At 44.1% G+C, this 12,343-nt stretch carries 14 protein-coding genes and 1 pseudogene; 4 read left to right on the top strand and 11 right to left on the bottom strand.

Going from position 1 to position 12,343, the window contains the following annotated elements:
• Window positions 1-143 precede the first annotated feature (143 nt).
• Together FTW16_RS06035 and FTW16_RS06025 are read left to right on the top strand one after the other, a co-directional pair.
• A complete protein-coding gene (locus FTW16_RS06035) occupies window positions 144-1,175 on the top strand; it encodes an AraC family transcriptional regulator (RefSeq protein ID WP_146490427.1) in 1,032 nt (343 codons plus the stop codon).
• 529 nt (window positions 1,176-1,704) lie between these two features.
• On the top strand, window positions 1,705-2,856 hold the full coding sequence (locus FTW16_RS06025; protein ID WP_048662820.1) for an MFS transporter: 1,152 nt from the start codon (window positions 1,705-1,707) through the stop codon (window positions 2,854-2,856).
• A gap of 141 nt (window positions 2,857-2,997) precedes the next feature.
• Here FTW16_RS06025 and FTW16_RS06020 read toward each other — a convergent pair whose 3' ends face one another.
• The 3 genes and pseudogenes from FTW16_RS06020 to FTW16_RS06010 all read right to left on the bottom strand — a co-directional run bounded on the left by FTW16_RS06020 (window position 2,998) and on the right by FTW16_RS06010 (window position 4,882).
• Window positions 2,998-3,333, bottom strand: a complete 336-nt coding sequence (locus tag FTW16_RS06020; RefSeq protein WP_048660133.1) for a helix-turn-helix domain-containing protein — start codon at window positions 3,331-3,333, stop codon at window positions 2,998-3,000.
• A 147-nt stretch (window positions 3,334-3,480) separates the two neighbouring features.
• Window positions 3,481-3,919: pseudogene (locus tag FTW16_RS06015) on the bottom strand (transcriptional regulator).
• A gap of 69 nt (window positions 3,920-3,988) precedes the next feature.
• Entirely contained in the window at window positions 3,989-4,882 is an 894-nt protein-coding gene (locus FTW16_RS06010; RefSeq protein ID WP_146490426.1) for an AraC family transcriptional regulator, read from the bottom strand.
• Window positions 4,883-4,932: 50 nt separating this feature from the next.
• Here FTW16_RS06010 and FTW16_RS06005 point away from each other — a divergent pair, with 50 nt between their 5' ends.
• On the top strand, window positions 4,933-6,330 hold the full coding sequence (locus tag FTW16_RS06005) for an MATE family efflux transporter (protein ID WP_146490425.1): 1,398 nt from the start codon (window positions 4,933-4,935) through the stop codon (window positions 6,328-6,330).
• A 107-nt stretch (window positions 6,331-6,437) separates the two neighbouring features.
• Here FTW16_RS06005 and FTW16_RS06000 read toward each other — a convergent pair whose 3' ends face one another.
• Window positions 6,438-6,833, bottom strand: a complete 396-nt coding sequence (locus FTW16_RS06000; protein ID WP_146490424.1) for a nitrous oxide-stimulated promoter family protein — start codon at window positions 6,831-6,833, stop codon at window positions 6,438-6,440.
• A gap of 2 nt (window positions 6,834-6,835) precedes the next feature.
• Window positions 6,836-7,351, bottom strand: a complete 516-nt coding sequence (locus FTW16_RS05995; RefSeq protein ID WP_146490423.1) for a GNAT family N-acetyltransferase — start codon at window positions 7,349-7,351, stop codon at window positions 6,836-6,838.
• A gap of 97 nt (window positions 7,352-7,448) precedes the next feature.
• Between FTW16_RS05995 and FTW16_RS05990 the strand changes: the two genes are divergently transcribed.
• Complete coding sequence (locus FTW16_RS05990) at window positions 7,449-7,658, top strand: DUF2986 domain-containing protein (RefSeq protein ID WP_146490422.1); 210 nt, start codon at window positions 7,449-7,451, stop codon at window positions 7,656-7,658.
• A 123-nt stretch (window positions 7,659-7,781) separates the two neighbouring features.
• Here the strand turns inward: FTW16_RS05990 and FTW16_RS05985 are convergent, their stop codons facing one another.
• The 6 genes from FTW16_RS05985 to FTW16_RS05960 are packed head-to-tail and all read right to left on the bottom strand — an operon-like array spanning window position 7,782 to window position 12,227.
• A complete protein-coding gene (locus FTW16_RS05985; protein WP_146490421.1) occupies window positions 7,782-8,705 on the bottom strand; it encodes an ABC transporter substrate-binding protein in 924 nt (307 codons plus the stop codon).
• Between the two features lie 2 nt (window positions 8,706-8,707).
• Window positions 8,708-9,583 (bottom strand): metal ABC transporter permease, encoded by an 876-nt coding sequence (locus FTW16_RS05980; protein ID WP_004739197.1) that lies wholly within the window; start codon window positions 9,581-9,583, stop codon window positions 8,708-8,710.
• Complete coding sequence (locus FTW16_RS05975; protein ID WP_146490420.1) at window positions 9,583-10,317, bottom strand: metal ABC transporter ATP-binding protein; 735 nt, start codon at window positions 10,315-10,317, stop codon at window positions 9,583-9,585. The genes FTW16_RS05980 and FTW16_RS05975 overlap by 1 nt, the downstream gene beginning before the upstream one ends.
• Window positions 10,317-11,252, bottom strand: coding sequence for a metal ABC transporter solute-binding protein, Zn/Mn family (locus FTW16_RS05970; protein WP_146490419.1), 936 nt, complete (start codon window positions 11,250-11,252; stop codon window positions 10,317-10,319). The genes FTW16_RS05975 and FTW16_RS05970 overlap by 1 nt, the downstream gene beginning before the upstream one ends.
• 49 nt (window positions 11,253-11,301) lie before the next feature.
• A complete protein-coding gene (locus tag FTW16_RS05965; RefSeq protein ID WP_146490418.1) occupies window positions 11,302-11,895 on the bottom strand; it encodes a DUF6162 family protein in 594 nt (197 codons plus the stop codon).
• Window positions 11,892-12,227, bottom strand: coding sequence for a hypothetical protein (locus FTW16_RS05960; RefSeq protein WP_146490417.1), 336 nt, complete (start codon window positions 12,225-12,227; stop codon window positions 11,892-11,894). Before FTW16_RS05960 ends, FTW16_RS05965 begins: the two co-directional genes overlap by 4 nt.
• Window positions 12,228-12,343: the final 116 nt, after the last annotated feature.

The raw sequence follows: 12,343 nt of genomic DNA, 5'->3' as shown, positions 1-12,343 counted from the left end.
ATTCGGACAAAGCCTGCGCAAGCCCAATAAAACCTTGCACACATAAACCAAAATTTGGAACAAGCTTGCGAAAGTGAGAACAAGCAACAGGCATAAATGTTAAAAGTTCGGTTAAAATATCGATATTCAACAAGAGGCAGCTTATGGAATACACCGCAGTTTACGAACCCGATATGCAAGCATTCGGCATTCTGGATCTTCAGTTGCTGCATCGTTACCTATCACCTGCTCTCTGTATCGAAGAGTTACTCGAAGGCAGTAACATCGATGCTCTCCAACTCAACACACCGGATACACACATCACTTTGGCGCAAAAGCTTGCTGTGTTCAGTAATGCGTTAGCGAACACAGATGAAGGTGGTTTAGGGTTAAGAGTCGGCCAACAAGCACGATTTAGTGACTTTGGTGTTTTGGGTTATGCGGTATTCAGTAGCGAAACGCTGTTGGATGCTTTACTGATTGGGTTCAAGTATCTGCAACTTGCTGGCCCAGTTCTTAGAAAGACCATGTCAGTAGAAGACAACGTTGGCTACTTTCGGGCAGAGCAACTGATCGAACTTGATTCTTTACTGCCCTTTTGTTGTGAATACTGGTTCGCGGCGATACACAGTTTGTGCGAAGAAGTCTTGCAACAACCCTTTCCTTCTCAAGTGATCCGATTCCCCTATCCAAAACCTGAATACGGGGATCTTTATACAGAAGTTTTTGGTTGCCCGGTTGAATTCAATAGTGACCGTCTTGAATGGGAGTTTGACGCAACCACCTTGTATTCGTCTCTTCCTACCGCCAATACCATCACTTTACAGATGTGCTTAAAGTCGTGTGATGACATGTTGGCAAAAGTCAGCGCACCCACCAGCCTCAAAGAGAAAGTCTCACAGATGCTGATTGAAAGGCCGGGATGTTACCCTTCGATAGAATCCATTTCTTCAGAACTCGGCATGTCTTCTCGAACACTGCGCCGTCACCTAAAGGCTGCTGATACAAGCTATCAGAAGATACTTGATCATGTTCGCTATCACCTTTCCCGGCACTACCTTTCTTCAACTCAAATGAGTATTGAAGAGATATCTGAACGAGTTGGCTTTTCTGATAGTGCTAACTTTCGACATGCCTTTCGTAAGTGGAGTGGTAACTCGCCACGCCAATACCGTAAAGAAGCGCTCTTATCGTAAACTGCACTTCAAATTTAATTTCAACGCTACAAATAAATTTGTTTTCACCCTCTTAATTAAATAGCCAATGAACAAGGGTTTAACGGCTTTTTGACCACATAAAATCTCGTAAAACGATTAGGGCGTGTTGACCTTTCGTGGTTAAATTTTGTTCGAGATAAAAGCGTTTTAATCGCGGCGAGGGAGAAGTAGCCTAGCCATTCTAAGCAAATCTCCCTCAACAAAGAGTAAAACGCTTTTAGCCGAACCCTTCGGGCAGCGTTTGCTGGTCATTTTTACTACGTTATCGGCTTCTCATGTAGACTAGCTACACATCAAAGCCTCTGCCTTGTATAAATCCCCAGCAATTCGCTGCAAAAATCAGCTCGAAAGATCAACACGCCCTAAACATCGCAACGGTATTTTAGCTTAGTCAGTCGATAAATTTCTTTTATCTTAACGACCATTTTTATTCGTTTTACCCAATTCAGTTTCTCCCCCATAGTCGCGGAAAATTCATCGTTTCTTTTACTATTTAGAGGCTCCTGCATTGGACAACATCCAACCAACAACTCGCATAACTGTTCCTGTTATTGCATTGTCTTTTTACGCGATCGCTTCAGGCTACTTAATGAGTTCATTACCATTAATGCTGTCTGAGTATGGCTTAGACAAAGATCTATCGAGTTGGTTGGCGAGTGCATTCTATGCAGGTCTACTGGCTGGTACATTATTGATTGAACGTGCCATTGCGCGTGTTGGTCACAAAGACGCGTTCGTCATCGCATTGAGTGTGTTCATCGCAACGATCCTTGTATTGCCATTGATCCCACACCAAGCTGTATGGCTATTAGCTCGCTTTGTGGCTGGTGTAGCGGTTGCAGGTATCTTTGTGATTGTAGAGTCTTGGCTAATGAGCGGTGACGAATCACAACGCGCAAAACGTCTCGCTATCTACATGTGCTCACTGTACGGTGGTTCTGCAGTTGGTCAGCTTGGTATCGGTTACCTAGGTATTACTGGTGGTGTACCTTTCATCGCAATGTTCACCCTTCTGTTTGGTGCGATCATTGTTCTGATGTACGGACAAGCAACACCACCACAGATCCACGATGCGCAATCTTTGTCTTTAAAGCAGATCAGCAAATTAAGCCACAGCGCGCTAATTGGCTGCATTGTGTCTGGATTAACGCTAGGTGCGATTTACGGCTTGATGCCAGTTGAACTTGCTCAACGTAACATTGCGCACGAAGACATTGGCGGTTTGATGGCTTTGGTTATCATGGGTGGCATGGCTGTACAGCCGATGGTGACTTGGTTATCTCACCACATAGGACAAGTGTTATTAATGGCTCTGTTCTGCCTGCTAGGCGTTGCAAGCATTGGTGTGCTGACTATCAATCACGATTTCTACGTACTAGGCATGAGCTTGTTCGTATTAGGCATGGCGACATTTGCGCTATACCCAATCGCGATTAACTTGGGTTGCCGAAACCTTGACCCAAGCTACTTGGTGTCAGTGACTCAGATCATGCTACTTTGCTACAGCATCGGTTCTGTTGCCGGACCAATCGTTGCAGACAGCTTTATGGATTCACAAGCAGGATTATTCACATACCTGTTCGCGTCTCTACTTGCTACAACGATCTACATGTTGATTGCTAGTCTAAAGCGCTCTCACCTACAGATTGCAGGCGAGTAAGCTCAAATAGACAGACACAAGAGACGTGTCATCAGGGCTCTGAGTTAAGACTTCATGTCTAAGCGAAGAGCCCTTTTTGTTTTATGCCAACGGTAAGAAAGATCGACAACAAATAACAATAACGTCTATTATTTTAGAAAGTTAAGGTTGAAATACGTAACCTTCACCAGTGATGGTAATGATTAATCCATCTCCGAATAACGATCTTATTTCGGATATCGCAACAATCACAGATGAGTTGGTCACTTTCTCACTTTCCCAGCCAATCTTCTTTAATTGACTAACACTGAACAATTCACCCCTATGTCGATTCATAAATAGAATGATCTTTCGGTATGCCAAAGGCATGGTAGCCAGTACGTAGCCGTTCTCTACGTTGCGAACAAGTTTGGTGTTGAGTTCAACAATTTTACCGTTTAATTCAAGTACTACGTTGTTTTCAGAATGGTTCGTTTCTATTACAGGATAAGAGTCCATTTTTATATCATTCCCTTACTATATAGCCAGCGACAATGTCAGATTTGTTCGTATTTATATAACGTCGCTTATATGTGGACGTTTTAGATTTGACGATAATCAATGGAATTCGTACGGTAAAGAGATTAAATTTTTATTATTAAAATATTAATAGGATATCAATAGGAGATTATTTATTACTCCATGACATACCCTTCGTTGGAAATTGTTTGAATACAACGACAGTCAAGAATCCTTCTTATTTCGTAAATAGCGACCAAAACAGAAGCAGATGTCACAGCTTTACCAGCCCAGCCTACGCTCTTCAATATTTGCTTGCTAACTACTTGACCTCTGTTCAGGTAAAGATAGAAAAGCACTTTACGATGAGGCTCAGAAAGCGTTCCTATTATTGAACCACAGCCCTGTTTTCGAACAATTTTCGTGCATGATTGAAACTCTTTATTATTTAAAGTGAGCTTTGATGGAAGAGTAAAATCATTCACCTTACCGATAGCTTGTTGCATTTATTCCTCACATTGCATATGCATTGATGTTTTTTAGATATTTCCAATAGTACCGAATAGAGTAAAAATACTAAATTGATAGATAGCTCAATACCGTAATATTACTGCAAAGCTTGATCTTGCGTAATTGATCGAGGAAACAAGCAAAGCTAACCGGGCAGTCGATGACTCTTTCGATACTGACTGGGTGACAAGCCGAAATGCTTTTTGAAACGATGCGAAAAGTTATAAGGATCCTTGTAGCCCAAGCGATTAGCAATCATAGAAACAGACCAATCTTGATATTTCAGCAGACTGGTGGCTTTATCCATACGTAATTGAATCAATTTGCTGCGTGGTGACAGGTTAAATAGCGTCTTGGTGACTCGGTTGAGTTGCTCTTCACTAATGAACACTCTTTCGGCCATCCCTGCTACTGTCCATGGCTGGTGCAGACTGCTTTCAATCTCGTTATAAAGCGCTTGAACACGTGCAGTGGTGCTGGTCGACTTAGGCTCAAACCCCGTCAAGGTTCGAATAATTTCACTCAAGAGTAACTTACGGTAACTGGCTCTACCGCCTATCTCAAAGTAAACCAAGTTCATTAATGACCAGATCTGCTCACACTCTCCGAACGGCACAATCCCCTGACCTAAACTTGCGATGTGCTGCCACTGCTTAGTGTCAGGCGTCAACATCCACGCCATTTTCCAATAATTATATTGAGGATCGAGTTCAAAACGAAATGGGGTTTCAGCAGGAAGAACCACGAGTGTATAAGGCGTAATCGCTTGTACCGATGTTGCGGTTGTTAGAATACCACCACCTTCCATAGTGAAAATCAACGTATGAACATTAACGGATTCACGCTCAACCCAATAACCATCATATAGCTTCGCCATACCGCCCATATAAACACCAAAGCTTTTCATCTCTGGAATATCTTCAACGGTCAAAAAACGTTCTTTGCACTGTTCAGCGAGAAAAACATCATCATACCAAGTTGATTTTGGTCTCATTGAATCAATGACGGATTTGCACAGGTTTTGTTGTTTTTTAAACATGTTGTTACTTCACTCAAATCACTATAGTTCTGCCATAAATCGGAGAGCTTATGACAACTAACATCAACCCTAACTCATCTATGAATAACAAGCCAGAGAGCATCTTGCCTCGTATCGTTAAACTTGGCTTACCTGTCGCTTTGCAAAGTGCGCTGGTGGCTATTCTTGCCCTTGCTGACGTATTAATGGTCAGTGATTATGGTATGGAAGCAGCTGCAGCTGTGGGAATTGCGTCAAAATGGCACTTCGTTGCTATTATGATTATGGCAGGGTTGGCCTCAGCAAACGGTACATTAGTCGCTCAATACTGGGGGAAAAATGACCGAAAAAGCGCACGAACTGTATCATCGATTGCGATGATATTTGGCTTAAAAGTTCTGCTGCCTGTTACTGCAATCATCACTCTTGGTTCTCAGTTTTTAATGATGTTGCAAACCAGCGATCAAACCGTGATTGAACTTGGCGCAACTTACCTATGGTATGGCTTCCCTGTTCTACTTCTGACTCACATTGTTGTCGTGGTAGAAGCAAGTATGCGCTCATCAGGTGACACCGTAACTCCGCTGTTATTAGGTGGCGTTACCATCGCACTCAACATTGCGCTTAACTTCATTCTTATTAAAGGTGCTTTCGGCATTCCAGCAATGGGCGTCGCAGGTGCGGCATTGGCGACAACCTTAGCGCGATTGATTCAAGTGGGCTTGATGTATAGCTACATGCGTATGCGTAAACATTGGCTATTAACGACACCGAGCTCACCACATCGCCCGTCATTGTGGTTGTCTTACCGTCGCATTGCTTTGCCGTTGACGATGAATGCTGTGTTGTGGGCAATGGGTACCATGGCATATCAAATGATTTTCGGTCACATGGGCACGACTGAGCTTGCGGTGTTTTCGATGCTCGCACCATTTGAATCGCTGTGTTACTCGATCTTCTTTGGTATCTCAGTGGCGTGTTCTGTACTGCTTGGCCACTCACTCGGCCGTGATGAATTTGATGATGCTATGAGCATGGGTCTAACATTCATAAAGGCTGTGATTGGATTTGGCGCGGTTGTTGGCCTTCTTCTCTTCCTAGGCAAAGAGCACGTGTTGAGTTGGCTGAACTTAACAGACGAGAAACTGTATCCACTCGCCGCGCCAGCAATGATGATCATGTGCTTTGCTGTGGTGATCCGCATGCTGAACATGGTGATCATCAATGGCATTATTCGCGCTGGTGGCGATAATGCGTTCTGCCTGCGTATGGATTTCATCGCGATGTGGATGGTGGGCATTCCAGTATGTGTTTACGGCGCGTTTGTCGCTGGATGGGATTTCAAATACATCTATGGTTTGATGTTGGTAGAAGAAGTGGTGAAACTGGCAATTTGTTCTCATCGTTACCTAAGCCGACGCTGGATCAACAACCTGACGGTGACCTACGAACAACCTCAAGTAGCGTAATCTCTTACGTTCAAGGTTCTAGTTTTAGGTATCGAATATAAACACAAAAAGGTCTGAGAAATCAGACCTTTCTTGTTTCTGAACCGTTTTGTACGGCAAACAATACGTTACTTCTTGTTCATTCGGATATGGCGGTTCGACACATTCGGCAGCGGCTTCTCGGGCACTTTTCGTTTTTCATGTATCAAATGCCTGATCGCTAAAATCGGATGCTTGAGTAACATTCTTGGCCCGGCATAACGCATCACTAAACGCATCTGCTCTTTAGGGTCGGGCTTATAGCAATGAATCGGACACTTATTGCAGGTCGGTTTTGCTTCGCCATAAGGGCAACGATCAAGTCGTGTTTCGGCATAGCGCAACAATTGCTCACACTCTTCACATAACGCGCCATTCGGACACACTGCACCGTGGTGATCTTTACAGTAGATGTGCACCATCGCAATAACGGTTTTGTACTCCGTCGCGAGTTCACCTTGTAGAATATTGTTATGTTGGAACATGATTAACTACCCAGAGAGAGACTGTACAGATTGAGATTAACGCTTTCACTTATCACGTCTTCAACCCGCTCGAACGCAAAACCCAGTTTAGTCAGTAGTGCGATGCTTCGAATGTTATCAGAGGTAGTGATGGCAACTAAATGATCGATGTCAGCATTCTGCTTAGCTTGTTCGATTATTGCTTTTGCCGCTTCATGAGCAAACCCTTGCCCATACACTTCAGGAACAAAGCCATAGCCAATATCATGCGAGTCTAAGCTATCTCTTTTAATTAATCCGCAAATACCAATTGGGGTTAAGGAATCCTTTATTTCGACCATCAATAGGCAAACACCCTTCTCTTCATGCATCTTAAGAATGTTGTTTTCGATGTACTCGACAGCCTTTTCAGTGTCGCTGATTTCCTTATCACCAATGTAACGCAGGAAATCTTCTGAGCTGTATAATCGTTGAATAAACGCCGCATCTTGAGGTATGATCATTCTTAATCGTAAGCGTTCGGTCTCGACTGCATGCATAGTGATATTTTCCTTGCTGAATACCATGTAAATATTGAGTTCTAGAGCTAAAATGATTATCCTCCACCGCCTAAACTAAATACAAGGCTATGCAGCAATGAACCGTAAGAAAAAAATTAATCAAATTCTAAAAAAGAAGCAGAAACAGGCGAATTCTAAACTGCATAGTAGCAACAAGCCTCGCTACATTTCTAAAGCTGACCGTGCAAAAATGGAAGCTGAAGAACAGACTAAAGCAGCTCAAGAGCAGGCTGAAGGCACAGTCGAAACAACTGTTGAAGCTGAAGAGACAAAAACTGCAGAGTAAGTTTATACTCGCAGCCCTTGTCTAGCTCAATACACAGAGCAGATGAACAAAAACAAAAAAAGCAGCCTCTATTTGGGCTGCTTTTTTGATCGAGCGGTTTATTAGCTCACTTATTTTAGCCACCTAACCTTTGAAAGGTTGGACTTCCCAACGAGCAAACGGTGCTTTTGCGTTGATTCCTGCTCTACCCCAACGATCAACAGAATCCACAACCAAGATACGCTCATTCGGTACCAATGATTTAATCAAGTTGCTTGGCTTTTTCGCTGTAACTAACCATAGAGCATCGTCTTCTGAAAACATCGCTTTGAGTTTGGCTTTGTCTTGTTCTGTCCATTCAAGTTCAGCTTTGAACATACGTTCTTCAACAAACAGTTGAGTACCTGAAGCGAAATCTTCCAAGCTTTCTGAAAGCAACAATACAGAGTCTACGTCGTTATCCAGTAAGACTGCTTGTTGCTTGTTAATCAGTTCACGCACATCAAGCATTACACGCTGTAGGTTGCTATCAATGGTCTCAGCTTGCGCCGGCCACAATAACTTAAAGTCATCAGCAACAATCGCCGCCATACGAATCAAGTTGGTTGGGTTTAACCATGCGTATTTAGACACATCGCCATTTGATAACGTCAGCGCGGCAACACCTTGTGCTCGTGGTGTAATGGCTTGAGCGGCATCAACCTCAACCAAACGGATATTGCCTTGTCTTGCGTAAACAAATGTAGGATCAGCTTGCCAGATGGATGACAACGTGACTGCTACCGTCGCCTTTTCGCCGGATTGAAACACTTTACTTGCCCCCTTGGTACCAAACCAATTCGGCAGACGATCAATACCATAGCGCTTTGGTGGCAGGTACTCCGTCGTGATGTCAGTACCTTTAGTTAGCTCTGTCGCTAGTGCATAGGTTACAGGTGTACTCGTTAGAATATCTTCCGCATTCACGTTCAGTGACATCACAGAGCCAGCCATTAACACACTACCAAGCACACCTACTTGAGCCGCTGTTTTTACTGAGCTAGTGATACGATTCATTAAACAAGTCATGATTACGCCTTTCTTACAATTCGGTATAACGTTGCTGCTAGGAAAAACGTTGCAGAAACGATGATGATTGAAGCACCTGACGGTACTGGCAATTTAAGTTCCATTGGTAATACCGTACCAACCAAACAAGCAATGGTCGCAAGCAGAGCTGATAACAGCACAAAGCTACCCATGCGTTTAGTTAGTAGTCGAGCCGTCGCACCTGGAATCAATAACAAAGCGCCTACCAAAACTGCACCCACGATCTTCACGGCAGCAATCGTGACTAACGTAATCATCATGACAAACAGGTAGTCGTAGAAACTGGTGTTGTAACCGCGAACCTTCGCAATATCAGGACTGATGCAGGTAAGCAGGATACGGTTGAATGTCGGTATCAAAAGCAAAATGATGATCGCGCAACTGCCTGCGAGAATCGCTAAGTCTTGGTCCGTTACCGTAAGGATCGAACCAAACAGTACGTTCTCAAGCATGTGAATATTGATCTTACGAGCCACGTACATCAGTAACGCTGCACCCACTGCCAATGCCAGCGCAAGGAACACACCAACCAAGGTATCGTATGGAACGTTGGTTCTATTTCTTACAAAATGAAGAAGCAGAGCGAAGATCATACAGAAGCTAAACAGACCAATGATTGGGTTTTCTGGTGGCTCACCAAGCAACACACCAATTGCAATACCAGTTAACGCGGCGTGACCAACGGCTTCTGAGAAGAAAGCCAGACGCTTGGCAATCACCAAAGTACCCAGACCACCTAATAGAGGACCAAGTAGTAACGCTGCAACCAAAGCGTTTACCATGAAGGCATACATGAAGCTTTCTGATAACAGACCCGCTTCAACACCACTAATGGCAAGTTGTCGTAACCAATCCATTACGCAACCTCCTTCGATTCAGAAATTGCAGCGCCACTGCTGTAGTGCTGGAACAGACGCTCAATCTTAGTTGGATGCAGAACTTGCTCATGCGGGCCACTATCCACTAAGAATCGGTTAACGACATGTACGTTCGCTTCAAGTCGACGAACTGCCGTGACATCGTGGTGTACCGCAAGAATCGTACGACCTTCATTAACACATTCACGAATCAGCGATTCCAGATAACGCACGCCCTGCTCGTCCATACCGGTCGTAGGTTCATCCAACACCAATAGACTTGGGTTATCCAATAACGCTTGAGCAAACAACACGCGTTGCTGCTCACCACCCGATAACTGTCCCATGCGGCGGTCACTACGAGTCGCCATACCCACACGATCTAACTGTGCGAGAGCAAGATCCAACTGCTTGGACTTACGACGCCAAAACAATGGAATTCGAGTTTGGTTAAGCAACACGAAATCCATGACAGTCAAAGGCAAGCTTGATTCGAAGGTCGCTTTTTGAGGAACGTAACCAATACTTGGCTTTTCTGGCCAATGAATATTGATTTGCCCAGAGAAAGGCGTAAGACCAAGAACAGATCGCAACAAAGAAGTTTTGCCACCGCCGTTTGGTCCCATGATCACATGGCACTCACCCGCTTTAAGTTCTAGTGAGATATCGTCAAGAATGACGTTGTTGTCATATTTCAGACCAAGTTGATTGATTGAAATCGATGGACCTAACATTATGCGTTCCCGCTTTTAGCTTGGTTCGCAGCCGCAAATTTCATTGCTTCGATTAACGTTTCTAGGTTTTTCTTCATCTCAACTTCCACTTTATCGTCTTCATATTCGCCGTGGGTCATGTGAGAGAAACGGTAAAGCTGCACGCCAGTTTCCGCTTCAATCGTGTCAACAAAACGGTTTGGCATATTTAGCTCGTAGAACAGAACATCAATACCCGATGCGCGGATCTTTTCGATCGTCTCTTGCAGTTGACTAGCACTTGGCTCAACACCGTGTGCAGGTTCAATCACCGCCGCCACATCCACACCAAACTCTTGGAGGATATAGCCATAAGCATTATGCGTGGTTGCGACCTTCATACCTGATGTATCGAGTTCGCCCAGCGACAGCATTGCATCACGCTTCATGAGGCGGAATTGCTTAGCGTATTTACGTGCATTCTTGCGATAAAACGCAGCGTTGTCTGGGTCGAGCTTAGAAACCTCGCTGGCAATGGTGTAAACCTTTTGAATGGTTGTCGAAAGCCCAACAAAAGTATGCGGGTTCACGGCACCCTGACCAACAGACTGACCAAGAGCAGGAAGTAGAGGTACTTCTTTGTTTGCTTCGATCACGACTAGGTCATCACGTTGCGCTGCTGAAATCACTTTAAGCGCGAAGTCATCGTGACCAATACCGTTTACCACGATTGCATCCATCTGGCTCAATCGCTTCAGGTCGTTCGGTTGTGGTAGGTAGTTATGCGGGTTAAAGCCAGCATCAACCAAAGGAAGGATGTTCACTTTGTCTCCGACTACAGCTTTCACATAGCTGTAGTAAGGTTGAAGTGTGATACCAATCGTCAGTTTGTCACTGTCGACATTGTATTCTTTTGCTAATGCATTAGGAGCCATGAACACCGCTAGTAACGACATGAACAGAGTCATAATTCGCATAGTAAATCTCTTATTATTTGTGAGCATTTTGTATTTCGAGAATCTCGAGTTAATGAGAAGAAGCATGATGCAGTTCGATTTCTGATTCATTCACAACCATTTTCCAACCGGTAGACTCAAGCATTTGTTGGTCAAAAGTATCAGGCTGTTTCGCTACACCATCGAAGAAGATCCAGATTTCTGGAGAAACGCTGTTCGCGTTTAAAATAAAAGAATCTGCAAAACCATGATCAGTTGGTGTAGCTTGTCCACTTGGTGTCGCATATTCACTTGGAGTAGAGAAATAATAACCACGCTCGTCCAATAACCAAGTATGAGAACCTTTGCGCTTCCAGCTTTGGTCTTCTACAAATGGCGCAACCCATTCATCTTTAAGTGACGCGACACTCGGCCATTCGCCGTCTGAGTCAATACGCAGGTCACGAATCTCTTCATGAGCCAAACGCAGCTCTGATAACATCGCCAAGTTTTCTTGTTCAACATCAGTCACCAAAATTTGATGATCAAGCACTGCTTTAACGTGGGATTCTGCCTGATGAAATGGGATAGCGACCGTGGCAAAGCTCAGGATGAATACAATGCTCAGCCCTACCCATTTGCCTTCTCTGCCACCCGTGTCTGCACGTACACCCTCAATCATCATTTCTCACTGATCTCAACAACGTCCACTTCAACAGGAAACTCGTGGCCTGAATCAAACACAAGATAGAACTCAGTGTCTGGGTTTGGAAACTCAACGATAGAGCGCTTATCCGTCATCTCTTTCGCAATCAAGTTGTCTTCGTAGTCGTACATCTCAACCGCGTAATCAATCGCTTTACTACCGTCTGAATAACCCGCTTCACAGACCACGGTTTTGCCTTCAAACCAGCAACTCATCAATGGAAAGTGTGCTTGTGCAGGTAATGCAGCGAAACCAAGTCCCAGTGCTAAGCAAGGAGTCATTAATGCGTTAAGTTTTGTTTTTATTGTCATGGTTCGTACCCTAGCCACAGTGCAAATTCTCAGTAATAAACTGAGCGATAAAGGGCTCAAATGAGCCCTTAAGTTTTTGGTTGCTTAATCAGGAACCTAGCCCCCGATAGCACAGA

Origin of the sequence: Vibrio sp. T20, from assembly GCF_007858795.1 — a bacterium.
GTDB classification, from domain to species: Bacteria; Pseudomonadota; Gammaproteobacteria; order Enterobacterales; family Vibrionaceae; genus Vibrio; species Vibrio satsumensis.
The sequence above is the reverse complement of the archived record's forward strand: the minus strand, read 5'-3'. Positions and strand labels throughout refer to the sequence as shown.